Annotated in this window: 14 protein-coding genes; 12 read left to right on the top strand and 2 right to left on the bottom strand. The window is 44.8% G+C overall.

Translation table 11 applies throughout. The features are described from left to right. The first annotated feature begins 62 nt into the window (after positions 1-62). The 6 genes from B3E00_RS16580 (at position 63) to B3E00_RS16555 (ending at position 12,105) form a co-directional block, all read left to right on the top strand. Positions 63-2,639: a hypothetical protein gene (locus B3E00_RS16580; RefSeq protein ID WP_293939353.1), complete on the top strand. Its 2,577-nt coding sequence runs from the start codon at positions 63-65 to the stop codon at positions 2,637-2,639. 110 nt (positions 2,640-2,749) lie between these two features. After that, positions 2,750-5,731: a SusC/RagA family TonB-linked outer membrane protein gene (locus tag B3E00_RS16575; RefSeq protein WP_293939352.1), complete on the top strand. Its 2,982-nt coding sequence runs from the start codon at positions 2,750-2,752 to the stop codon at positions 5,729-5,731. Between the two features lie 122 nt (positions 5,732-5,853). Further along, positions 5,854-7,329 (top strand): RagB/SusD family nutrient uptake outer membrane protein, encoded by a 1,476-nt coding sequence (locus B3E00_RS16570; RefSeq protein ID WP_293939351.1) that lies wholly within the window; start codon positions 5,854-5,856, stop codon positions 7,327-7,329. A 107-nt stretch (positions 7,330-7,436) separates the two neighbouring features. After that, positions 7,437-8,489 carry a DUF5111 domain-containing protein gene (locus B3E00_RS16565; RefSeq protein WP_293939350.1) on the top strand — a complete coding sequence of 351 codons (1,053 nt, stop codon included), beginning with the start codon at positions 7,437-7,439 and terminating at the stop codon, positions 8,487-8,489. A gap of 36 nt (positions 8,490-8,525) precedes the next feature. Then, a complete protein-coding gene (locus B3E00_RS16560) occupies positions 8,526-9,557 on the top strand; it encodes a glycoside hydrolase family 53 protein (protein WP_293939349.1) in 1,032 nt (343 codons plus the stop codon). A gap of 64 nt (positions 9,558-9,621) precedes the next feature. Then, complete coding sequence (locus B3E00_RS16555) at positions 9,622-12,105, top strand: glycoside hydrolase family 2 TIM barrel-domain containing protein (protein ID WP_293884951.1); 2,484 nt, start codon at positions 9,622-9,624, stop codon at positions 12,103-12,105. 169 nt (positions 12,106-12,274) lie between these two features. On the opposite strand, the gene B3E00_RS16550 is transcribed toward B3E00_RS16555, so the two are convergent. Further along, a complete protein-coding gene (locus B3E00_RS16550; protein ID WP_209575031.1) occupies positions 12,275-12,742 on the bottom strand; it encodes a PA2169 family four-helix-bundle protein in 468 nt (155 codons plus the stop codon). Positions 12,743-12,950: 208 nt separating this feature from the next. Between B3E00_RS16550 and B3E00_RS16545 the strand changes: the two genes are divergently transcribed. From B3E00_RS16545 to B3E00_RS16525, 5 genes are all read left to right on the top strand, one after another. Beyond that, a complete protein-coding gene (locus B3E00_RS16545) occupies positions 12,951-14,666 on the top strand; it encodes an FAD/NAD(P)-binding protein (RefSeq protein ID WP_293939348.1) in 1,716 nt (571 codons plus the stop codon). 138 nt (positions 14,667-14,804) lie between these two features. Then, a complete protein-coding gene (locus B3E00_RS16540) occupies positions 14,805-18,425 on the top strand; it encodes a response regulator (RefSeq protein ID WP_293939347.1) in 3,621 nt (1,206 codons plus the stop codon). A 37-nt stretch (positions 18,426-18,462) separates the two neighbouring features. Further along, positions 18,463-18,837 carry a response regulator gene (locus tag B3E00_RS16535; RefSeq protein WP_293939346.1) on the top strand — a complete coding sequence of 125 codons (375 nt, stop codon included), beginning with the start codon at positions 18,463-18,465 and terminating at the stop codon, positions 18,835-18,837. Further along, on the top strand, positions 18,834-19,661 hold the full coding sequence (locus B3E00_RS16530) for a CheR family methyltransferase (protein WP_293939345.1): 828 nt from the start codon (positions 18,834-18,836) through the stop codon (positions 19,659-19,661). Before B3E00_RS16535 ends, B3E00_RS16530 begins: the two co-directional genes overlap by 4 nt. Positions 19,662-19,744: 83 nt before the next feature. After that, positions 19,745-20,401 (top strand): response regulator transcription factor, encoded by a 657-nt coding sequence (locus B3E00_RS16525; protein WP_209575022.1) that lies wholly within the window; start codon positions 19,745-19,747, stop codon positions 20,399-20,401. Positions 20,402-20,546: 145 nt separating this feature from the next. Here B3E00_RS16525 and B3E00_RS16520 read toward each other — a convergent pair whose 3' ends face one another. Continuing rightward, the gene (locus tag B3E00_RS16520) at positions 20,547-23,276 is read right to left on the bottom strand and encodes a DUF5695 domain-containing protein (RefSeq protein WP_293939344.1); all 2,730 of its coding nucleotides are present in this window, start codon (positions 23,274-23,276) and stop codon (positions 20,547-20,549) included. A gap of 248 nt (positions 23,277-23,524) precedes the next feature. Between B3E00_RS16520 and B3E00_RS16515 the strand changes: the two genes are divergently transcribed. After that, positions 23,525-26,932, top strand: coding sequence for a family 43 glycosylhydrolase (locus B3E00_RS16515; protein ID WP_293939343.1), 3,408 nt, complete (start codon positions 23,525-23,527; stop codon positions 26,930-26,932). The last annotated feature ends 41 nt before the right edge of the window (positions 26,933-26,973 follow it).

Below are 26,973 nucleotides of genomic sequence, written 5' to 3'. Positions count from 1 at the left end.
AATAATGTGGTTTGATAGGTTTGTAATCGTAATAACCAAAAAATTATAAATCGATACAATCCATGCGTGTAATTATTTTATGCTGCCTTGCTCTTTTGGGGTACGCCAATACCTATGCACAGGTTAAGGCCAATACAAATGTTCCTACGGTCTTTGTTGATCACGAAGGTGTGATGCGCTGGTCCGACAGCAGAGCTGAGGCTTCATTTTATGGGGTCAACTATACCGTTCCTTTTGCCCATGCCTTTCGGGCACTTCAGGCTAGAGGAATCGACCGTAAGCAGGCCATTGATCGGGATGTTTACCACTTTGCCCGTTTGGGGTATAATGCTTATCGTATCCATATCTGGGATGTGGAGATCTCGGACCGAAATGGAAACTTGATGAGCAATGAACACCTGGATCTATTGGACTACCTCTTTTTCAAACTGCAGGAGCGTGGCATCCGGATTTTAATTACCGGCATGACGAATTTTGGAAATGGCTATCCCGAAAAAAATGAAAATACGGATGCCTTTACCTACCATTATGATAAGTGTCAGATCCATGCCAATCCACAAGCAATCGCAGCACAGGAAAAGTATATCAGCCAGTTGCTTCGCCATGTCAATCCTTATACAGGCTACGCTTATCAGGAAGATCCTTACGTTATTGGATTTGAAATTAATAACGAGCCGTGCCATACGGGTACCGTTCAAACGACTTCGGACTATATTGCACGGATGGTTAAGGCCATGAAAAAAAGTGGTAATAAAAAGCCGGTTTTCTATAATGTCAGCCATAATATGGATCATGTGCAGGCTTATTTCAATGCTGATATCCAAGGAACCACCTATCAATGGTATCCTGTGGGACTGGTTGCAGGAAGAGAACGTCTGGGGAATTTCCTCCCTTACATCGATCATTACCACATTCCCTTTGCAAACTTGAAAGGGTTTGCCAATAAAGCAAAGGCAGTATACGAGTATGATCCTGCAGACAATCTCTACAGCTACCTGCATCCCGCGATGAGTCGTACATTTCGTTCGGCTGGATTTCAGTGGATCACGCAATTTGCTTACGATCCGATGGATATCGCCGCCTACAATACCGAATATCAGACCCATTATCTCAATTTAGCCTACACACCGGCGAAAGCATTGAGTACGTTAATTGCTGCCGAGGTGGCCTATACGATCCCCAGGAATAAAAAATTTAATCCATACCCGCAGAATACTTCTTTTGGCGATTTTGAGGTGAGCTATGATCAGGATCTCGCCATGATGAATGCGCCGGATAAATATTTTTATACGAATAATACAGCAGTCAAACCTGTAAAGCCAGAGAAATTGATGCATATTGCCGGCCATGGTTCTTCGCCTGTGGTGGATTATAGCGGATCTGGTGCGTATTTTTTGGATCGTTTGGAAGAAGGCTTATGGCGTTTGGAAGTGATGCCGGATGCAGAAAAAATCGCCGATCCTTTTGCCAAGCCGTCGCCAAGCCGCGAGGTGGTACATATCTTGTACCGATCTCAGGCGATCGATATTCAAATTCCTGACCTTGGCGAGATGTTCACCGTGCAGCAACTTTCACATAAAACTGGGGTGATTGGAGATCTTATAGTACCAAAAACCAGCTTCAGCGTTGAACCAGGAGTTTACCTGCTTAAGCGAAAGCATGTGCAGCTAAAAAATAGCTGGACAGCCTCTTCACCCTGGAAAAATGGTAGTCTGGGTGAATATTATGCGCCAGCAGCTGCGCCGCTGAAACAAACTTTGTTAATACACCAGCAGCCCGAGGCACTGGAGAAAGGGCGCAGCGCCAAATTGGAGTTCCGCTACATCTTTGAACAGCAGCCCGATTCGATTATTTTACAGACGGATCAGGTCTCATTTTGGAACGACCATAATCCTTACATCAAGCTGATTCCGAAAGATAGTTATAAGTATGAGGCGGATATTCCGGCAGCATTGCTAAAGGGCAATGCGTTAAAATATACGGCCACAGTGTTCGTTGGTGGTAAGCAGTTTACTTATCCTGACAATCAGGCCGGAGCTCCGCTCGACTGGGACTATCGCGTCAATAGCTATTGGACGGTCGGATTATATGACCAGCATGCACCAATTTCGCTGTTTGAATCATTGTCCAAGGTCGCTACATTCGAGACCTTCGCCATTCCGGAAACCGCTTATATAACTGCAGAATGGCAACAGCAGCATTTAGGGAAGCTGCCTCTCTGGGCGTTTAGCTTTCACGGCAAGGATTCGAGTGCCCAGTATTTCTGGCTTAAAGATATAAGAACAAAAATTCTTGATCGGCCAGTGGGGCTCGAACATGTTAAAAAACTTTGTATACTCTTAAAACATACCGGTGGCAATCCGACGCTAAAAGCAGGTTTTGTCACAAAGAAAGGGTACACCTACGTCAAAAAAATAGATGCAGTTTCAGCTACTGAAACGTTGGTTTGCCTGGATTTAACAGATTTACAGCTGGTACCAACGGCTTTGTTGCCTGCCCCTTATCCCGTTTTTCTTGAACGGTTTTTTAAACCGGTAGTTTCTGATCAATTTGATAAAAGAGCGATCGAAAAGCTCATTATCTCAGGCGAAAATATGGCGGGCGTTGTGCTGTCTGTAGCCGCGGTCTGGCTGGAGTAGTGTATAAAAACAGTAGTTTGGCAAATTGGCCGTATCGAGCGCTAAGGTGAGTGTAGCGAAGGAATTGCAGCAAAGGAAAGAAACAATTATAAACACATAAATTAAAAAAAATGAAAGGTTTTGCATTTAAAACAAGTTTATTAGGCTTGTCATTGCTATCCTGCCTTGGGGAAACGCAGCTCTATGCGGCAACAAAAGGGGAGAGTAAATGGATCAGGTTGATGCAACAACAGGATGTCCGGGGGGTAGTCCGCAATGAACAGGGGCAACCGATGGCCGGTGTTACGGTGTTGGTGACTGGAACCACCGTGGGGACTTCTACGGCCAACGATGGTACCTATCGTATTTCATTGCCGAAGGGCAAATCGCAACTATCATTCTCGATAGTGGGGTATACCAGTCAAACCTTATCGGTATCGGGAACATCTTTAGATATTAAGATGGTATCGGCGGGAAATGTTTTGGAAGAGCTGGTCATCGTAGGTTATGGCAGTAGTACAAAAAAGGATCTAACGGGTGCCGTCAACACGGTAGGTAGCAAAGATTTTAATACGGGATTGGTCGGTTCTCCCGAACAGCTGATCAATGGGAAAACGGCTGGCGTACAGGTGATGTCCAACAGTGGTTCGCCTTCCTCGGGAAGTACCATTCGTATTCGTGGTGGGGCTTCTTTGAGTGCCAGCAACGATCCACTGATCGTGTTGGATGGGGTACCTTTGGAAACTGGCGGCATCAGCGGCAACAGTGGCAATTTTCTCAGTCTGATCAATCCCAATGATATTGAAAGCATGACCGTGCTCAAAGATGCATCCTCCACAGCGATTTATGGATCTCGTGCATCAAATGGAGTATTGTTGATTACGACTAAGAAAGGAAAAGGGGATACATTACGGCTTTCTTTTTCCTCCATTGTGTCCATGCAACAGGCGATGGGTGTGGCTGATATGATGTCGCGCGATGAATTTGCTAACCTGATCAATAGCAAGGGAACTTCTGCGCAAAAAGCGCTATTGGGTAATGCCTCGACAGATTGGCTTTCTGAGGTTTTTCAGGATGCCATAGGAACGGACAATAATTTAAGTTTGCAGGGAAAGATCGGTAAGACGTTGCCTTTTCGAGCTTCTGCTGGCTATTACAATCAGCAGGGAACCTTGCGCACCGACAAGACGGAGCGTATGACGGGGGCGTTTGTGCTAAATCCGACATTTTTTAACAAACACCTCGCGGTAAACCTGAATGTTAAAGGAGCCCGAAATAACAACAGTTTTGCTAATACCGAAGCGATATGGTCTGCTGTGGCGTTCAATCCCACGCAGCCCGTTTACTCTGGGGTAGCTGCTTATGGGGGTTATTATGAGAGTCTTGACAATGCTGGTCTCCCAGCAACAGGTGCAAATCTCAATCCACTGGGCCTGCTTCGTCAGGAGAAGCACCTTAGTACAGTCAATCGAGCTGTAGGTAATCTTGATCTTGATTATAAGTTTCATATGCTACCCGAATTAAAAGCTCACGTAACGCTCGGATATGACTATGCGAAAGGGAATGGGTCAAATCTAATTCCTGCAAGTGCAGCCAATAATTTTACGATTGGAGGCGCTTTTGACCGTTATGAACAGACTCTTAAAAATAAACTATTCACAGGTTATCTAAATTATAACAAGTTTTTTGCAGACTTAAAAAGCACGGTTGACATTACTGCTGGCCACGATTATCAATATTGGAGTGCAGGGCGCCCACCGATCGTGTACTATAATGAAGCAGGCGATATACGTTCTACCGCTATCGCATCAGACGAGCGCCATACGCTGATCTCTTGGTATGGTCGGATCAACTACAATTACGACAGCCGTTATTTACTGACAGCAACGGTCCGGAAGGACGGTACATCACGATTCAGTCCAGAAAATCGCTGGGGAACGTTTCCTTCTGTCGCCTTGGCATGGCGTCTTTCACAGGAATCTTTCATGAAAGGCATCTCGTTTTTGGACGATTTGAAGCTCCGTGCAAGTTATGGTATAACAGGACAGCAGGAAGGTATCGGCAATTATGAGTATTTGCCGGTTTATAATTTGGGAACCGCTTATGCCCAATATCGGTTTGGCGATCAGTATCATCTGGTGTATCGGCCATCGGTCTACAACAGGGATTTACGCTGGGAGACAACCAAAGCATTTAACTATGGTCTGGATTTTGGACTATGGAAGAATAGGGTATCTGGTGCAATTGAATATTATACAAGAAAAACACATGATCTACTGGCCAATGTGCCGGTGGCGGCAGGAACAAACTTTGACCAGAACGCAACCATTAACGTCGGAAATGTTGAAAGTAGTGGTTTCGAATTTCAATTGAATACCGTCCCTATTCAAAAAGATAACCTGCGTTGGGAAGTTAATATCAATGCAACCAATCAACACACGAAAGTAACCAATATAGCCTTGGTACAGGATGCGAATGCGGTTGGAACGTACGTCGGTCCTAATGTCAGTGGCCGTGGCATACAGATCCTGACAACAGGATATCAACCTTACATGTTTTATGTGTACAAGCAATTGTACAACGAGGCAGGAAAACCGTTGGAAGGCGTGTACGCTGATCTGAATGGTGATGGTGCGATCAATGAAAAAGACCTGTATCGCTATCAATCCCCGGCCGCAAAATGGCTGTTCGGTTTCAATACTCAGCTAACGTACAAAAAATGGACAGCAGCTACTACGTTACGCGCAAATTTGGGGAACTACGTCTTCAATAATACAAAAATGAACCTCAGTGCGTGGGAAACCGTTCAATATGTGGATCCGTCGATCAATAACCTTCATCGGGATTACTTGCATACGGGATTTCAAACTAGACAGTATTATTCAGATTACTACGTTGAAAATGCTTCCTTCCTTCGAATGGAAAATCTTTCCGTGAATTACAATTTTGGCAAAGTGGGCAAGATTTCCAATTTACGCGTGGGTGCAGTAGCACAGAATGTTTTTATTGTGAGCCAATATAGTGGTATGGACCCCGAGGTTCCGAGTGGATTTGACAGTTCGTTCTACCCGCGCTCCAGAACGTTCTCCTTAAGTCTCAATATGGATTTTTAATGGCTACCTCAAAAAAGAAAACTTATATAACGATGAAAAATATAAAAAGATTTTGTTTTGGATTGTTTAGTATAATCTTGTTGCTACACGCTTGCACCAAGGACTTAAACCAATATCCAACTGTGGAAACTACATCGGAGTCGGTCTATACTTCGGTAGAGGGGTACCGTTCGGTCCTTGCTAAATTGTATGCCTCATTTGCCGTTGCAGGCAATGGCCGTGGTGATGCCGATCCGGACATGGCGGGTAGCACAGCCTCTTGGGGCTACCTTCGGGTGTATTTTAATTTGCAGGAAGTACCTACAGATGAGGTAATCTATACCTGGGCGGGTGGTGATAACATGACCGATATTCAGTATATGACCTGGGGAGCGTCCGATACATGGGTCAATGCCATGTATTACCGGATTTATTATACGGTCGCTATCTGCAATGAATTTCTACGAAACGCCACTACAGAAAAACTGGCAACATTTAGTTCGAACGAGCAGACGCAGATTCTGACATTTGCGGCTGAAGCTCGTTTTCTGCGTGCACTAGCCTATAGTCATGCGATGGACTTGTACGGAAACGTCCCGTTTGTGACTGAGAACGATCCTGTAGCTGCATTTTTTCCACCACGGATGACGAGGGGTGATCTTTTCAAATTTATTGAAAAGGAACTTCTGGAGGTCGCAGCAATCTTGCCAGAAGCGCGTCAAAATGAATATGGGCGAGTGAGCCGTGCTGCCGCATGGTCGTTATTGGCCAAGAATTATCTGAATGCTCAGGTGTATACGGGTACAGCACGGAACGCAGACTGTCTGAACTATGCAAAAAAAGTGATTGATGCCGGATATACTTTAAATGCGAATTATAAGCAGGTATTTAATGCCGATAACGATAAGCGCACCAACGAAATTATCTTCCCGATAGAAGCCGATGTGGCACACACGACGACCTGGGGTGCGACAACTTATCTGGTGAATGGCCCTATTGTGGGGAGCATGAAATCGTCAGACTATGGTGTACTTTCTGGCTGGAATAGTTTTCGTACACTTCGCGAATTTGTCGGCATTTTTCAAGCGGAAGATAAGAGAGGTGATTTTTGGAAAAATGGGCAGTCTTTGGACGTAGAAGATCCAGCCGCATCAAGCCAGGGTTATGGATTGGTGAAGTTTACAAATTTGAAAGATGATGGCACCTATACGACAGACGAAGGTTTGGTAAGCACGGATTTTCCGATGATCCGCCTGGCCGATGTGTATCTCATGTATGCCGAGGCCGTACTGCGCGGTGGCGGCGGTAGTGTACAGGAAGCCCTTACTCTGGTCAACGCGATCAGACAAAGGGGATATGGAAGTTCCGCTGGCACAATCGAGCAGGCACAGCTCACGCTGGATTTTATCCTTGCGGAGCGCGGACGTGAACTGTTTTGGGAATGTACGCGCCGCACAGACCTCATTCGATTTGGGAAATTTACCGGAAGCGCTTACCTCTGGCAATGGAAAGGAGGGGATATGAATGGTCGTTCTGTGGATGCAAAGTTCAATCTGTATCCGATTCCAACAACAGATATGAGCGCTAATCCAAATTTAATTCAAAATGCAGGCTATTAGCCTAGTATGGTATTGATAAATCGATGGGATAGTTTTGCGACCATGCAGTGGAGCTGAAGCGCATAAACGGGTATTTCCATAGGGGTTTTTAAAGATAATGATGACTTATGAAACAATTAACACTTTATATTTTGGTATTGCTTTTCGCTGCCTGCAAAAAGGAGGGCGGGACACCAGCTGTCGGGGGAATAAAACCTGCAGTGCTGCATAGTAGTACATCGGAATTGGTTTTAAAATCTACAGATCGCAAAGCTGTGGCACTGCAGCTTGTTTGGGACGAGGCGATCTTGACCAGCGAAGAACCGATGGCGCAGTCGGCCTTAAAAAATAAGATAGAAATAGCGGCAGATCCCGCCTTTACTGTCATCGCCAAAAGCGTGGAGCAGGTGACGAGTTCCATCAGTTATACGCATGAACAATTGAATAATCTCGTCACGGGTATGGGATTTGTACCCGATCAAAAGAAAACATGCTATGTCCGTATTGCTTCTCGATTGGGTGCTAATACAGAATGGCTCTATAGTAACGTGATCGCCTTGACTATCACGTCTTACCAACCGGTTGATGAGGCGGCATACCTTTATCTTTCGAACAAAGAGATGACACAATTCCCATGGAAACTGTGTTCACGAAAAGAAGATGGTTTCTACGATGGTTTTGTTCGTCTCGACCAATGGTACAACTTTTATTTAGCCAATGCAGAAAGTGCCAGTGCATCACTGATCTATGGTTCTTATCCATTGGATGGTAGCCAATATATTTTATATAGCGGGGCAGATCGCTGGAACTGCTGGACAAGCAAAGGCGGATATCTGTACCTGACCGCCGATGTTAATAAGTTGGCCTGGAAAGAAACTGCGGTGGAATCCATGACGGTTACGGGCGATTTTAACGGTTGGAGTGCAACGGCCACGCCGATGACCTATGACCAAACGGCGAAAGTTTGGAAGGCAACAATCACGACAACAGCAGCTGAACAGTGGGGCATAAAAGTGTTGATCAATGGCAGTTGGACCTGGTTTTTTGGAGCTGCGGAAGGGGATGGCAACTGCGCACTATATACAGCAGATGGCAGTGGATTTGCTTATGACAAGGTGGGCACACATACCTTGATCCTCGATCTGAGCGATCCAAAACAGTTTAAGTATCATGTGGAGTAAACATCAATAAGATAACTCCTTAAATAATTGAATCGAATGAAAAAATTAACAATAGGAAAGGTATTTGCCGCAGCGATAGGCTTTTGTTTGGTGCTATCTAGCTGTAGCAAAAAAGATAGCTTCGAGCCCGCTGCAACCGCATCGCATTTGGCAAAAGGGGCTGATGTCAGCTGGATTACGGAAATGGAGGCTTCGGGTGTACAATTTTTCAACGCTGGAGGAAATGCAGTAGATGGACTGAAATTATTGCGTGGATTGGGGATGGATGCTGTACGCCTACGCGTTTGGGTAGATCCCGAACGTGGTTGGTGCAATAAGAACGACGTGTTGGTTAAAGCACGTCGCGCACATCATTTGGGAATGCGCATCATGGTGGATTTTCATTATAGTGATACCTGGGCAGATCCTGGACAGCAGACAAAGCCGGCAGCATGGAAGAGTTTGGCATTTGATGACTTAAAGAAAGCTGTGAGTGACCATACAAATGAGGTGCTACAATTACTGAAAGAGAACGATATTACACCGGAATGGGTGCAGGTAGGGAATGAAACCGGAAATGGCATGCTGTGGAATGAGGGCAAGGCCTCGGAGAGCATGGCTAATTATGCCATATTGAATAACGCAGGCTATGATGCGGTAAAAGCGATTTTTCCGGCAGCAAAAGTGATTATCCATCTTCACAATGGATTTGATAATAATTTGTTCCGTTGGATGTTCGATGGTCTGAAGAAAAACGGTGGAAAATGGGATGTAATCGGCATGTCACTTTACCCGACCCCCGAAAATTGGAAGGAACGGAATACAGCCTGCGTCAGTAACATTAAAGATATGATTGCGCGATACAATTCAGAGGTGATGATCTGCGAAGTGGGCATGAGCTGGGATGCCGCGGATACTGCAGAAATATGGCTCAAAGATCTTTTTAGCTCGGTTAATACCGTGCCGGATCACAAGGTGTTGGGAATATTTTATTGGGAACCTTTGGCTTATGGCGGTTGGAATGGCTACACGTTAGGCGCATTTGATAACAATGGACGTCCCACAAAGGCCTTGAACGCTTTTAAATAGACTATATTTACAGCGCTGAATGATGCTAATGAAATTCAACTTTAGACCCTAAACCCATAATTTGATGATGAGATTATTGCATATCGCTTTCGTATTATTCTTTTTGTTTTTGGTCGTGCCGATAGCATTGCATGGACAGTCGGTACGTCAGTCTTTCTTATTGGAGAAAAACTGGCGCTTTTTTCAGGGTGAAGTTGCCCAGGGCGAACGGACGACCTTGGAAGACAAGAATTGGAAAAATGTGACTGTACCGCACGATTGGGCTATTGCCGGACCTTTTGACCGTGCACACGACTTACAAGATGTTGCTGTGACACAAAATGGAGAGAAAAAAGCAACTGTAAAAACCGGCCGAACCGGAGGCCTACCTTATGTTGGGGTAGGCTGGTATCGTACCAAGTTGGATGTGCCTCAGTTTGACCCGAGCAGCAAACGCGTGGTGCTTAAATTTGATGGTGCAATGAGTGAAGCCCGGGTCTATGTCAATGGGAAGGAAGCTTGCTTCTGGCCGTATGGTTATAATGCATTTCACTTTGATGTGACCGAACTGCTGCATCGGGATGGCAGGAACAATACAATTGCCGTTCGACTGGAAAATAAAGCCCAATCTTCGCGTTGGTATCCCGGTGCAGGACTCTATCGGAATGTGCATGTAATCGTTACCGAGAAGATTCACATGCCTGTTTGGGGCGCCCATATCACAACGCCATTTGTCTCAGACAGCCTAGCTTCAGTAAAGTTGGAGACCACTTTGGAGCATGCTGATGGTAAATCGGTGCGCATGGTAACTGCAATTTTGAATGCAGAAGGCCGTGTCGTGGCGCAAAAAGAAAATGAGCAAAAAATAAATTATGGTAAGGCCTTTGTACAAAATTTTGAAGTTCCAAAACCTGCTCTATGGAGCCCCGAACAGCCTAATTTATACCGAGCTTCTACGCAAGTTTATGTCGATGGTAAGCTAATGGATAGTTTTGAGACTCGTTTTGGTATTCGTGAGGTGCGTATCATTGCCGATCGGGGATTTATGTTAAATGGAAAGATTCGAAAGTTTCAAGGTGTATGCAATCATCATGACCTCGGTCCATTGGGTGCGGCAATAAATGTGTCGGCTTTACGCTATCAATTACAGTTGCTCAAAGATATGGGGTGTGATGCAGTGCGCACCGCTCACAACATGCCCGCGCCGGAGCTGGTTTCGCTATGCGATGAATTGGGATTGATGATGATGATCGAGCCTTTTGACGAATGGGACATTGCCAAATGTAAAAATGGATACCATCGTTTTTTTGCGGATTGGGCAGAGCGGGATATGGTCAATATGATTCATCATTTTAGAAATAACCCCTCCGTGGTGATGTGGAGTATCGGGAATGAGGTGCCGACACAATGCAGTGCCGACGGATATAAAGTGGCTTCATTTTTACAGGCTATCTGCCATCGGGAAGACCCCTCTCGACCGGTGACCTGTGGTATGGACCAGGTTAGTTGTGTGCTGGAAAATGGTTTTGCCAGTTTACTGGACGTTCCGGGACTCAACTATCGTACGCACCGTTATGAGGAGGCCTATTCAAAATTGCCACAAAATATAGTATTGGGTTCTGAAACGGCATCCACAGTAAGCTCCAGAGGAGTATATAAATTTCCTGTGGTCAAAAAGGGCGACATGCTATATCCAGATCATCAGTCATCGTCTTACGATATGGAATATTGTTCATGGTCCAATCTACCGGATGAGGATTTTGCCTTGGCAGAAGACCATCATTGGACGATGGGTCAATTCGTATGGACTGGATTTGATTACCTCGGTGAGCCGTCTCCATACGATACCGATGCATGGCCCAACCACAGTTCCATGTTTGGCATTATTGACCTGGCAAGTATTCCCAAGGACCGTTATTACCTCTACAGAAGTTTGTGGAATAAAAATGAACATACCTTGCACATTCTTCCACATTGGACATGGCCAGATCGGGTGGGCCAGCAGACACCTGTGTTCGTTTATACGGACTATCCAAGTGCAGAACTTTTTATCAACGGCAAGAGTCAGGGGAAACGAAGTAAAAATAAGCATTCTTTACAGGAGCGTTATCGCCTGATGTGGATGGAAACACGATATGAACCCGGAGAAATCAAGGTTGTTGCTTATGATGAATCGGGAGAGCCGGTAGCTGAAAAGAGCGTACGAACAGCGGGAAGGCCGTTCCGGATTAAAATGGAAACGGTGCATGATTCCATTGCTGCTGATGGACGTTCGTTGGCTTACATCCGTGTCAAAGCAGTAGATAAACAAGGGAATCTCTGCCCGCATGCCAATGGATTAGTGCGATTTGAAGTCGGGGGAGCTGGTGCGTTTAAAGCTTTGGCTAATGGGGATCCAACGAACTTGGAGTCTTTTGAAAAACCACAGATGCACCTGTTCAATGGGCAGCTTACGCTGATTGTTCAGGCAGGCGAAAAATCGGGAAGTATCCGGATAAAGGCAAAGAGTACAGGACTGAAAGAGGATTTATTTATTGTGCAGACCACCGTTGTACGCGCAAATGATTGATTGTTAAGTCTTCTGAATATTTAACCATCTTCCTGGTTTTCAGTGGCGATTGTCACGACGGATATTGAACAAAAATACCGAAGTTTAAATCCCTTCGGTATTTTTGTGTAAAAAGACTTTTATTTTGTCAGCATACCACAAATATTAAAAGATTAAATTTATTAAAAGATTAAATTGTTTTGCTGTCGCGCAACATTTTAATAATATTGTGTGCTTCAAGCTGTTTGCTAAGTTGGGTATTGATCAAACTATGCACATTTTGCGAGAGTTCATCAGATCCATCTGCCAACGCTGTTTGGTACGTCGATTTAAACGCGTCTTCGCCCTGTTCGCAGGTTTCCAGTAAACTTCTTTCATCGTCGCCTGTGATATTTACTTTGATTCCCATCCAGGCGCGGAATAGTTTGCCGCTCAGCATGGTGCTATCCGTTGCCTCTTTGCCCTCAAGCTCAACATAAGGAGTTAACTCGGCAATAAATTCTTCCGATTGTCCGATATATTTTTGAAAGGTGGGAATCAGCTTATCTAGTCCGTGACTTGTTGCCAGATCAATTGCTTTTTTATAACCTTCAATACGGTCATTGTTGATTTTAATGATGTCATTGATGATCTCTGGATTGTTGATGTTGTTTTCCATAATATTATTATTTGTTACCATTTTTGTTTATTCGGAAAACAGCACCCACACACCCTTCGTTTGCAGAATCGCAGATTCAGGTATTTAAATCGTAACCCGTATTTATCGCACTTTTTATTGCAGCGTAATAAATGCAATTTAAAACTTTATGTAATTTATTGTTGTTCTTATCAACGAAAACTGCCATTCAGGCAGCGCAATGAAAACTATGCAACAACACATCCATGTAGCCATCATCGGGGGCGGACCCAGTGGCCTGTTTATGTACAAAAGATTGATTGAAAAGAATATGGGGGAGCTCAAAATATCTATTTTTGAGTCGCGAAAACAGTTAGGTGCAGGGATGCCTTACAGCTATGAAGGTGCTACACCGGAGCACTTGACCAACGTCTCGGATCATGAAATCCCGGCACTGGTGACCACCATTGAAGAGTATGTCAAATCGCTGTCGGCAACTACACTTCGTACCTATGGAATTGATGTGGACGATTTTAATCGTTATAAAGTAGTGCCGCGGTTGCTGTTCGGCCGCTATTTATCGGAACAGTTTACGCTATTAAAGCGTATGGCAGATGCCAAAGGTATTGAAACCCAGGTGTACCTAGCTAGCCAGGTAAGCGATATCATCGACCTAGAAAGCCAAGCGCAGGTAAAAATAATGGTTGGAAGCACGGACACGTATATCGTTGATAAGGCCATTATTTGCACTGGACACAAATGGCCAACTAAACATGAGGGTAATGTCGAACACTACTTTGAATCGCCTTATCCACCATCTAAACTCGCCTTAAAGACTGATCATGCCGTTGGGATACGTGGAGCTTCGCTTACCGCGATAGATGCCGTACGTACACTGGCTCGGCACAATGGCTCTTTTGACGTGCTCGATACAGGGGAGATAAAATATCAAATTGATCCGGGAAGCGAAAATTTTAAAATAGTGATGCATACACGCAGTGGGCTTCTCCCTGCGATCCGCTTTCATCAGGAAGACCCGTTCTTAGCCAACAATCTCTTGATTTCAGAAGAGGAACTTATGCTTAATAGGCTCGAAAATGAAGGATTTGTATCGCTTGATTTTTTATTTGAGCGAAATTTTAAAGCCCAGTTTAAGGAGAAAGATCCCGCCTTCTACGACATGGTAGAAAAGCTCAGTCTCGAAGACTTTGTGGAAGCGGTACTTGCCTTGCGGGAGCAGAAAGATGCCTTCGAAGGTTTTCGTCAGGAACACGCACAAGCGCTAAAGTCCATCAAAAGGCACGAATCAATTTATTGGAAGGAAGTGCTTTCTGCGCTGAGCTTTACATTGAATTATCCAGCAAAATACATGTCTGCAGAAGATATGCTTCGTTTAAAGAAGGTGTTAATGCCCCTGATTTCTATTGTGATTGCTTTCGTACCGCAGGGCTCTAGCCGCGAGTTGCTCGCATTGCACGATGCCGGTCGTCTCGAGGTGGTAAACGTTGGTACCGAAAGCCGTGTTGAACCTGCAAAGGACTGTGGAGCCAATTACTTTTATACAAATGAGCAAGGTATAGAAAGTAAAACATATTATAAGACATTTGTCGATTGCGTAGGTCAGCAGCCGTTGAATTTTGAAGATTTCCCTTTTAAGAGTTTGATCGACAACGGTAATATTAGTCCCGCTTATTTGAGGTTCCGCTCTGTTGAGCATGCCAAGGAACAGTTATTGGCGGGTAATGATCATATGTTTGTGGCACCGGATGGGGCTATCTTTTTGCGGGTGCCGGGGATAAAGATAGACGACAGCTTTCAGCTTGTTGATCACAGCGGGCGCTCCAACCAACGTATTTTTATGATGGCTGTACCTTATATCGGCGGTTATAATCCTGACTATTCAGGGCTTGATTTTTGTGCAGCGACTTCGGAAATTATTGCCCAAAGGATTGCTGAAGGGGGATAAATACGTAAATTTTTGTTAAAATACGGTATCATCCTCCGTGCTTGCTTAGGCGATATTCATTTTAGGCCCCCTATTGCTATATTTGGCGGCCATCTAGACCATCAGTTGGCATAGTCTTAACTCAATGGATGAAAAAGCATGCCTAAAACTATTTTAAAAAACCTGCAGATAGGTTTTGGAATATCGCTACTGTTGCTCTTAGCAAGTTCAACGGCTTCTTATGTCAGTATTCGTAAGCAGATTCATAATAGTGAGATGGTGGACCATAGCCGTCGGGTGATGAGCCGTGTTAATAAAATTCTACAGGATCTGCAGAATGCCGAGACGGGTCAGCGAGGTTATTTACTGACTGGGCTGGATAAGTTTTTAAATCCTTATCAAACTGGTCTTGAGTCGCTGCCTCAATCGCTAAGCCGTGCGCACGATTTGACAGCTGATAACCCCGATCAACAGCGGGTAATCGATACCCTGTCCACGCTGGTAAGGTCTAGACTGACCAAACTTGAAAATCTGGTTACTATCAAAAGGCGGGGCGGAATGGTGACGGTCTCCCAACTCGAAGAGGGGAAAGCCTATATGGATAGCTGTCGAATTTTAATCAGCCAGATTATAGATAAAGAAGAATCTTTGTTGAACAAGCGTTCGAATGAACTTGGACGATCTTCTGGCTACACATCGATTTTCGTTTTGCTGGCCGCAGTAGTTTCTTTGCTGATCACTGTCTTTTTTTACTTCCGTTTGCGGGATGATTTCTTTAAGCGAGAACAGTTACAACATGATCTGAAACGTAAAGATGAGGAGATCCAGCGGAGACTCAGCATTACCCAGCGCATTGCCCGTGAAATCGCAGCGGGAAATTATGATATGCAGATACAGGATGCTGAACAGGACGACTTGGGAAGCTTGACGGGATCGCTCAATGAAATGGCTAGGTCACTGAAAATTTCTTTTGATGAACTCAATAACAATAATTGGCATCAAGCTGGATTAACGCAGCTGAGCAATCTTTTAATGGGCAATAAACTCCAAGAAGAGCTCACGGCCGTCACGTTACGACATCTAACGACGTATGGCAGTTGTGTTAATGGGGCCATTTATCTCATGGAGCAGGATCAGTTGATGTTAAGAGGATCTTATGGCCTTGAAGATCCGGAGCATAAACGCTTTGCTGCAGGGGATGGCATGGTAGGGCAGGTATTTAAAGATGGCCAGGAGAAATTATTTGAAAACCTCGAAGATGCACATTATGTCATCAGCTTTGCTACTGGAAAAGTACAGGTAAACAACCTTTTTATCCTTCCTATTTTTGATGGAAGTGAATGTATCGGTGTAATGGAACTTGGTTCATTGCAGCCCTTTTCTTCGATACAGCTTGCGTTTTTTAGAGATGCGGTGCAAAAAGTGGGTGCTACACTCGCTGCATCGCAAGCGAGATTGGTGGTACAGAACTTGTTGGAAGAGACACAGGCGCAGACCGAAGAGCTGCAGGCGCAACATACTGAGTTGGAATCACTCAATTCTAGTCTAGAAATGCATACCTATAAATTACAGGCTTCTGAGGAAGAACTTCGTGTTCAGCAGGAAGAGTTGGTGCAGTCTAACCGTGAGCTGGAAGAGCGTTCCAGGTTGTTGGAAGATAAAAATTTGGAAATAGCCGAACGTAACCAAGAAATTCAGAAGAAAGCGGCAGAGCTTGCACAGAGTACACGCTATAAGTCTGAATTTTTAGCTAATATGTCGCATGAACTGCGTACTCCGCTCAATTCAATTTTGCTGCTCTCTCGTTTGATGGCCGAAAATACGGACGGTAACCTCAATGACGAACAGATGGAATCGGCAGCCGTGATCCAGAGTTCGGGAAAGAGTCTGCTGACCCTGATAGACGAGATTTTGGATCTTTCTAAAATAGAATCCGGCAAAATGGATTTGGATGTACAGCCCGTATTTTTTGCGGATGTAATGCAGGGTCTGTCGGCGATGTTCGGACCAATTGCTGCCGACAAGAAACTTGGATTGGAAATGAGCGTAGCGGAGCAATTGCCCGCTCAGATCGAAACAGATAAACAGCGGCTAGAACAGATTTTACGTAATCTACTCTCTAATGCTATTAAATTTACGGCATCGGGCAAAGTAACGCTACATATCGATCGGGAGCAGTCGCCCCGAAACGGGATTGTATTTGAAGTGCGCGATACCGGAATTGGAATACCAAAGGATAAGCAGCATCTAATATTTGAGGCTTTTCAACAAGCTGATGGCTCTACGCGCCGTAAATTTGGTGGTACAGGGCTGGGGCTTTCCATAAGCCGGGAATTGGCCCGCTTACTTGGCGGTGAAATCTTATTGAATAGTGAAGAAGGAGAAGGTAGTGTCTTTCAACTGATTATTCCCGAGCGCATTTCGGGCGAAAGTACATCCCTATTCGGCGCTGCGCAGACGTTGTTAGCAACCGACGGCGTGGAAATTTTACCTGTGGAGACTACATCTTTGGAACAAATTCCAACGGTACCAGCTTTACCTGCAGAAAAGACGTTGCAAATACCTATCCCAGCCGATATTCCGGACGATCGCGATAGTATCGTTCCTGGCGACCGCTTTATTTTGATCGTCGAGGATGATATCGAGTTTGCAAAGATTCTACTCAAATATACGCGCCAGCAAAACTATAAGGGGATTGTGGTGGTGCGTGGCGACATTGCTGCGGAAGTGGTAGCGCAATATATGCCGCTCGCGGTATTGCTGGATATTCAGCTGCCACTTAAAGATGGATGGCAAGTAATGGCTGAGATCAAGGAAAATCCCAAAACACGACATATTCCGGTGCATATCATGTCTTCTCTGCAGGTTAAAAGAGAGAGTCTGCTGCAGGGTGCTATCGATTTTATCAATAAACCTATGGCGTTGGAACAAATGGGTGATATGTTTCGCAGCATAGAGGATGCACTCACCAGACATCCTAAAAAGGTACTTATCGTCGAAGAAAACCCTAAGCATGCAGCAGCGCTATCTCTTTTTCTCGGGAGTTTTGACATTGTCTCTGAAATCAAAAGCAACGTGGAAGACAGCATTGCGGCGCTAAGCTCTGATACTGCAGACTGCGTGATACTCGATATGGGCGTTCCGGACCGGGTCGGTTACGAGACATTGGAGGCTGTAAAACGCAACCAGGGTCTAGAAAAATTACCGATTATTGTGTTTACCGGTAAGAATCTATCGCAGGTGGAGGAAATGAAATTAAAACGTTATGCGGATACAATCGTCGTTAAAACCGCTAATTCCTATCAGCGCATATTGGATGAAGTAGGCTTATTTTTACATCTTGTAGAAGAACACAAAGGTACTTCGGCGAAAGCTCCCGCTAGGCTCGGCTTTTTGGAAGATGTGTTGAAGGGTAAGAAGGTGCTTGTAGCGGATGACGACATCCGTAACATTTTCTCGCTCACCAAAGCGCTTGAGAAATATCAGATGACGGTTGTACCAGCAACGGATGGAAAGGATGCACTGAAACAGCTAGAAGAAAATGAAGATGTGGCTGTGATCCTGATGGATATGATGATGCCCGAAATGGATGGGTACGAAACGATTGCGTCGATTCGAAGTAATCTCCGTTATAAGGATATGCCGATCATCGCTGTTACTGCCAAATCAATGATGGGAGATAGGGAAAAATGTATCGCTGCAGGAGCGTCAGATTATATATCTAAACCGGTGGATATCGATCAACTCTTGTCCCTGCTACGGGTATGGATGTATGAATAGTTGTTGTAGTAAAATAAAAGGCAATAGATAAAAGAGCATGGACAAGAACAAAACCGTATTAATCATCGATGATGATCAAAACAATATATTTGCGTTGAAATTGGCCCTAAAATCAAGAGGCTTTCAAGCCTTGGGTTGCCTGTCTGCGGAAGAGGGGCTTGCTCAGCTGCGGGATCGTGCTGGTGTCGGTCTGGTGCTGATGGATATGATGATGCCCGAGATAGACGGATATGAAGCTACCCAGCTGATCCGCAAAACTTGGGATGCCCAAGAAATGCCGGTCATCGCCGTCACGGCGCAGGCGATGACTGGAGACCGTGAAAAGTGTCTGGCAGCGGGAGCCAATGGCTATATTTCAAAACCGATCGACATCGAACTTCTGGTGCGGTTAATGGGGGAAATTGTAAAATGATCAGTGGCAAAAAAATTGTTAGCCAAGAGCAGGTGACGATATTGATGGAAGATGTGGAGCGTCTTTATGGCTACGATTTTACCCATTATACCATAGCGTCCTTATCGCGGCGGATCAATCAGCTTTGCCTACTGGATAATTTTGCAAGTTTTTCCGAATTGCGGTACCGTGTGTTACATGAACCCGAGTACATGCAGCGATTTGTCGAAAAGATGACGGTCAACGTTACAGAAATGTTTCGCGATCCAAGCTTTTTTTTGCGTCTGCGCGATGAAATCCTACCCCAATTAGGCACTTCGCCCTTTATCCGTATTTGGATAGCGGGCTGTGCGACAGGGGAGGAAGCCTATTCATTGGCCATTTTGTTGCAGGAGGCCAAACTACTGCACAAATCACTGATTTATGCCACAGATATTAATCCTTCTGTTCTAGAACAGGCTAAGCGGGCAGTTATACCCATGGCAAATCTAAAATCTTATGTGGAAAATTACCAGCTTTCGGGCGGGAGGGCAGACTTTTCCAGTTATTATACAGCCAATTATAATTGGGTGAAGTTAACATCCAGCTTGCAAGAACGGATTGTCTTTGCTTCACACAATCTGGTGAGTGATGCATCTTTCAATGCCTTTCAGCTGATTCTGTGTCGCAATGTACTCATCTATTTTGATACGCAACTGCAGGCTAAAGTACTATCTTTATTTGATGAGAGTTTGGAAACCCTCGGATACCTTGCGTTGGGCAGTCAGGAAACGCTACGCTTCTCGGTGCTGGCACCAGATTATCAGCAAGTGGGTAATGAAAAAATATGGCGTAAGGTTAAATAAAATGGGTTCATATTTCATTGAACTATTTTTAAAAAATTAACTTATTAAAAAAAATAAAGTATCTTAGTGGGATTGGAGGAAAAATGACTAAAATTCTTTTAGTTGATGACCATCGGCTTGTAAGAAACGGGATACGATTGATCATTGATACCCACGACAAGCTTTCTGTGGTAGCGGAAGTAGATAGTGCAGAGGATGCATTAATGTACCTTGAAAACAATATCTTGCCGGATTTAGTTTTAACTGACCTGAATATGCAGGGTATGGATGGAATAACTTTCATCCGAATGGCCAAGAAGATCTATCCAGACGTCAGATTTGCGCTTTTGTCGATGGTGGAAGAACCGAATGAAGTGGCAGAAGCTTTTCGTAGCGGTGCAGATGGTTATCTGTCGAAGGGTGGCGATTATGATGAAATCTTATTTGGATTATTACGTTTGTCCCAAGGGCATAAATATCTGATGACCAATTTCGGTCTACGGTTTATGGAAAATTTTGACGTGGAGAGTAGTACCAGTGTCGATGTGGCTTCACGTCTTTCGCAATATGAAATCACGGAGCGGGAGTTTGCTGTACTTGAACTCATTGCTCAAGGCTTTACTGCTGTGGAAATTGCAGATAAGATCTTTTTGAGCAAACGGACTGTTGAAGGGCACCGTCAAAATCTCATGGATAAGACCAAAAGTAAAAATACAGCCGACCTGATCCGTTTTGCATTTCAGCAAAAGTTACTGAGTTAATGGAGGTTTTTTTGGGGATGAAAAGGATGGCCTATGGCTTTATGGATAAGCCTTCTGGATGGGTCTCAATTGAAAGCAAAAGGTGGCTTCCATGAGTTGGAAGCCACCTTTATTATTGTCTTATGCGTGCTCGAGTGTAGCACTTTTATTTCAACTTTTTCAATTTTATCATTTTCGTTGACGCAGGTATTGTATAACGGTTAAATGAATCCTTACTGAAACCTTCTACTACGTAGTTGCTTTCGGGATTAACATTAAGCAAAATATTCGTAATCGGTTGCTGACTAGCGCTATTGAAGACCAACGTGATGCTGCGGTCTTTTTGATCGTAGTGCAGTTCGGCAATCTCGCCGGCATCTGTTGTGAGCCAAAGATTCTCCTTGGCAAGGAACACGCGGCCTTTGGATGCTGTCGTTAGTGCAACTTTGACCAGCTGTTTTTCGGTTTTTAGATTACCGCTGAATGCCAGCCACCCAAATTCAGGGTGCTCCACTATATAGGTTCCCGAATTGACTGCATAGCCATAAAAACCGGTTCCGTAATCTCCGGAGATCCCGTCATTGGCCAAGGTGGATGGGTAGGAGTGGAATGCTCCGGGACCGAAGCCGTCGGCTGTGACATTGGCCAGCGCTCCCATCATGCCTGCATGTCCGATACGTAGCAAGTAGAAATCATCGGGATGGTCCCGATAAGCTGTCAGAACAGGTATGGAATTAAGCGCTGAACCGTAGTGATGTAGCTGACGCTCGATTCGTGAAAGCTTCCCACCATAAACAAAATCCCAGTAACGCCGCGCACTGCCGTTGTAACCCCAGTGTGGAACGGTAGGCATATAGGCGATAATAGCATTCAACGTCACCTGTGCTTTCTCATCAAAGCCAAAAAAGCGCGACCAAAGAAATACTTCTTCTTGACCCGTGGAATCCCAAGGCATTTCACTTCCGAACGGATAATTAAGAGTTTTCCAATGCTCTGCCCGCTTGCGCATAGCAGCTTCAAGGTTATTGGCCATCGTCGTCAATCCTTCTCGGCGAAGATCTTGTAAGACGATAAGGAAGATACTGCCTTCCATTTGGCCGAACTGGGCGTAGTAAGGTGCCTTTTCTACCATGGCGATACTCGTTTGGTAAGCCCGTTCGAGGTAAGTTTGCCAGCTTTCTTCATTCACTAAATTCGTATAGTTGCGGGCGAGTCTGTACATCACCCAGTGCGCTGCTGCCACATGAGGATAATTGTAGGAACGACCAATATCGTCGGCTTCTTTTTTCGGCCAGGCAGACCAGGTCTTCCAGTTTATGTCTGTACGATAGGTGCCAGCTGGCATGGAGTCGGGTTCATAATAAAATAGGCTTTTAACAACCCCATATTTTTTGTCTCCTTCTTTGTGCTGGATATGGCCATATAAGGTCTCATTGACAAATCGTTTCAATTTGGCTATTTCCTGTTGATCGGGCTGCAATGCTTGTTTCATCAGTGCGGCAAGCCAGCTTGCCGCTCCAGCTTCGTCACTGAGACCAGCAAACCAGGCACTTCTATTTTGGGTGATGGGCTGCTGTTCCTCATAGTCGTATGATATGACAGCCGGGGAGCGGCCGAAGGGATCTTTGTCATTCTCATACCATTGTTTTGTGGTAAGGAAATGGCCGAGATCCTGAACTACTTCTTTTTCGGACTTGATTACTTTGTATTGGACTGTCTGCGTAATACCGTCCCGATAGTTGATTGTTAGTCTTGCACGTCCCCAACGGTTGCCTTTCACTTCATATTCGGTCCATTGCTGCGGTGTGTTTCCTTTTTTTGTCAAGGTTAATGCTCCTTCGGGATAAACACTGATACTTTTAATAGCTTTGTTGTGCTTGATAAAAAGTTTGGCCGGATTGTTCATCGGAACAAGATAGCCAGGTACGCCAATAGCTACAGGCCTGTTGTTCTTCACTAATTCCGACTCTATTTCCCGGATACTTGGGGCAAGGACAAATTTCAAGGCAAAGGTCTTTGATTCATGTGGTTTCAAGAACGTAGAAGTCGGTGTATTCCATTGTTCTACACCTTTCCATTCAGTCTCGGCATGAGCCTTACTGTGGATCAGCCATTCATGAAACCCCTCAAAAGTAATACTTCGGGGAGTAGGGTCTGTATTAAGCGGATTGTAGGCTTCAAATCCTGCATTTTTATAGGGCAATACCAGCAAACTTGGACCGTTGCCGTGCAGGCGGTTGACTTGCAGATATCCGGCATCTTTACCGATGTAGGGGTCGAAAAAGACATTCTGGGCGTGTGCCTGATCGAGATTCTTCCAGTCCATGTTATTATTGAATGGGAGAGGGATACCCATTGATCCAATCTCGATCGCATAATCGTTGGGGTTTGTGAGTTCAAAACTCAAGATCAGATCACCATGGTCATCTTGCCAGTGACGGATCACTTTCAAAGGGATATGGTTAAGCGTGGGAGTGATATCTGCACTAGCGAGGTTGTTTTTCGCAGGAGGTATTGCGATGACATGCTTACGTTCGGCAGCTGATGAATAGGCCGTCCATGAGCTGTCTCCCTGACGACGCAAACGGATATTGATATCGCCGATATGAAAAAACTGATTGCGATCCCTTTTGTTTAGAAGTTCAACTGGCGTATAGTCAAAACCCTTTTCGCCGCTATTGGGTCGAAAGGAAGATAGTGTCTGCGATGCGTTGAGTATAGCCACATTGAGTTTTTTGAGGGTGAAGCTTTTTGCACCCTCTTCCAAGCCCAAAGTGGCTTGCTGTGCTTTTACTGCTTTCCATACCGGATGTTCATCCTGCTGGCTATACACGCTATTTGACAACTGTGTGCAGAAGAGCGCAAATAGGATCCAATAGCTTTTTTTTAGATTCATTTTAGATATTTTAGTAACCATTTTAAGACAGCGAAGGTCATTGCTCTTACAAAGATGGATGATTGTACCCTGTATTTATGGGTGAATTTTAACCTTAAATAGCCCATTCTTAACCGATTTGACTTCAAAATTTGGAATACCGCTGCTGATTTATAAATTTAATGTAAAATTGACATTTATCGTAGGTTTTATTCGTGATAAAATCGATTGGTTGAGCTGTCAATTTTTGAACCAATAAACTTTGCGTTATGAGGATGAATTCTTTCTATTTTACGGTGCTGGCTATAATGTACTGGTCGTTGGGCAACAAGACGTTCGCGCAGTCGTTACAACCTTGGCAGCAACCGAATGTGTTGAATCCGCTACTGCCTGGATATTTCGCTGATCCGACGATTAAGAAAATTGCTGATACCTATTATATTTTTGCGACGACTGATGGGAATGGCTGGGGTGCGGGCCCGTCACAAGTATGGACATCGCAGGATTTAAGAAACTGGAAGATTCAACCGATGAACTGGCCCAATACACATTGGTACTGGGCGCCGGATATGACACAGGGATACGATGGCCGTTATTACCTCTATTATAGTCAGCCTGTTGAAATTTTTGGGGCGGTGGGCGACAGCCCAACGGGACCCTGGAAACCTTTAGTGCCTGACGGCAAATCGATGATCCCAAATTATATGATTCCGGGCGTGATTACCCTAGACGGGCAAACCTTTCGAGATGACGATGGCCGTATCTATATGTATTGGGGAACCTGGGGTATCTATCCCGATCATGGATGCGCTGTAGGGATACTCAATAACGATATGAAAACTTTCGAAAAGACAGCGTTGATCCCCAATACCGTGGCGAAGGACTTTTTTGAGGCTCCTTATATGTTTAAACGTAAGGGCATCTATTATCTGATGTACTCTTCCGGGCATTGTGAAGATGATAGCTACCGCGTACAATACGTTAAAAGTAAAGCAGGCCCTATGGGACCTTTTGAATATCCCTCTACCAATCCCATTTTGATCACCAATGAGGATGGTAGCATTCATGGCCCAGGACATCATAGTGTGCTGGAGCTAGACAACCGTTATTTTATTGTTTATCACAGACACAATAATCCGCATTCGGGAGGTGGTTTCCACCGTCAGGTGGCGATGGACGAAATTTTCTTTACGCCAGAGGGGGATATCGTTCCGGTGCGGCCCACACATACTGGCGTGCAGGATGTACTACCTTCTCATGCAGAGCCGGTCGATTTGGCTTTTGGGAAAGCAGTGAGGGCATCCTCTTTCTACTCGATGGATTTTAGACCCTCTTTCGTGGTAGATAATAATAATGGAACATTATGGCGGGCCAAGAACAACGAAGGACCGGCTTGGGTAGAAGTAGACTTGGGTAAGGTGGTGGATATACAGACAATAGCCATTCAATTTGAGTACCCGACTTATGCCTATCAGTACCGATTGGAGACTTCTGTCGACGGAATAAGCTGGACAAGTTATGTGGATCGTTCGGATAACAGCCGTTGGGCAAGTCCTATCGTTGAACATGGTAAAGCTTTGGGGCGATATGTTAGACTGCACATACTGAATACGCAATTGAATGGCCTTCCTCGTGGTCTGTGGAATATGAAGGTTTATACACAGCAGCTCGCTCAGGAGACATTGTGGTCGCCACCACAACACATGCCTGCTAAAGAAGTAACGCGAGGTGATCTGATCCATATTGATGCAGCGGATTACGAGGAGGGGCAACATGTGAAAAGTATTAAAAATAAGGGTTTGATAGGGGGAGTGTTTAGTTCTGAACAGGCACTGGCCGTTAAAAATTATCAGGGAAAGCGAGCCTTTTTTTTTAATGGAACCACCGCGCTGCGATCGAGTTTTGCCGTACCGCAGTCGCTGGAAGGGAACAGCTCGTTTAGCCTTGCGCTGTGGGTAAATAATCCTACGGTCGAAAGATTTGAACAGCTGCTCGCCTGGTCGTCGGGATCGCAGGACCTCAGTAAGGCGCTATTTGGTTATGGCAGCGATCCAAAACAGGGTGCCATCATTCATGGATCGTGGCCTGATATGGGGTATTCGTCTGTTCCAGAGGCAAATGCCTGGCATCACATTGTATTCTCCTTCGATGGCTATCAAGAGTCTATTTATGTGGATGGAAAGCTGCAGCGTACGGAAAACAGAATGCTATTCGTTAATCCGGGAAGGTCTTTTGTTTTTGGGGCTTCAGACATACTCAATCAAAACTTTTCGGGTTATGTAGCGGGTTTGAAACTGTATAATACCGCCTTGGATGAGCAAGCAGTAGTCAAGTTGGCGAATGTTGACCCGAAATGGCAATTTTTTGCGCTGCAAAGTGATGATTTGAACTTGGGTAAGCTCACTACCTTACGAAACCAGGGAACAGCAGCAGACACGTTGGTAACGCTCCAGAATGCAGAAGTCGTTGTGAAGGGGAACAGACTGTCAATAAAAGGAAACACCTTTGAAAGTAAGGCTTTGACAGCGATATTGCAGGAAAAAAACTATGCTTTGGACTTCGACTGGTACGATGGTAATGCGTGGCAACATGCTGTGATTACAGCTGATAATGGGAAGAAGAAATTCTATCATAATGGTAAATTTGAACAGCTGGGTCATTCAGACAAACTGCTGCGGGTCATGAACAACGGTATCCAATTGACTTATCCCTTTCATTTCTTTCGTGCTTATCCACATCGCTTAACATCGGATGTAGTAAATAAAAGGTTCAGTCAGTGGAAGGAAGGGTTGGCTAATGGTTTGGAAGGGTATGTTCCAAAGGTACTTTCGCCACCGCACTTTATCAATGGCAATCAGGTCTTTGTGCAGGTGGAAAAACAGCAAGGGCTTTGGTATCTGTTTCGGGGAGAAGGTGAACTATCGGGCTGGAAACAAGAGCCCTACCATCTTTTTAAATCGTCCAAAATTGAGAACGCCATCGAAGTGTTTGCCAAAGATGTCTTTGGACATGTGAGCAAGCCCACCCGACTGTCTGTTCGGGAGCTAAAGCCTAACTTGCTCCAGTTCTCACAACTACAGGGGGATACAGCCAAAAGTAAGAAGATCCCTTTTTGGGATGGATATGAAGCTATTGGTTGGAATGACAGTACACAGACTGGGGTTTCTTGGCAGAACAGCAGCTGGAGAATACAGTCCAAAGACACCAAGTGGGGCGACAAATTACATCCCGGCCCTTTTCTTTATAAAGAGATGGAAGGTGATTATACTGTGGAAGTCAAGGTCAGCGATTTAGCGGGATTGGCTCGTGGGATACGCACATCAAACGAAGCCGGTATTATGATTCAACCGGCGGACAGAAAGGATGTTTACATCAATCATTGTATTTTAACGGGATGGAACCTCGGCAATCTTTCGCGAAGCATTGGACCGCAAATTTTTCAGGAAGACAATACGGGCACGGGAATCAATTTTTCGCCTTATCTTCAGGTTCAAAAGGTGGGTGATTATTTCTTTTTACGTTCCTCGAAAGATGGTTTGGATTGGAAGGATCTACCGGGCACACCATTTGTACGAAATGATCTGAATGGTAAAAAGCTGCGCGTTGGACTGTATCAAATTGCAGGTAACAATGCGTTGGGCTATGTCGTATTTGATGCATTCAGGATATGGAAATAAACCTATTTTTCATTTTTTTATGAAGCTGTCTCAAATTTATT

It is taken from the genome of Sphingobacterium sp. UBA5996, from assembly GCF_002429765.1.
GTDB lineage: Bacteria > Bacteroidota > Bacteroidia > Sphingobacteriales > Sphingobacteriaceae > Sphingobacterium.
Note: the sequence above shows the minus strand (reverse complement) of the source record. Positions and strands in the feature narration are given on the sequence as shown.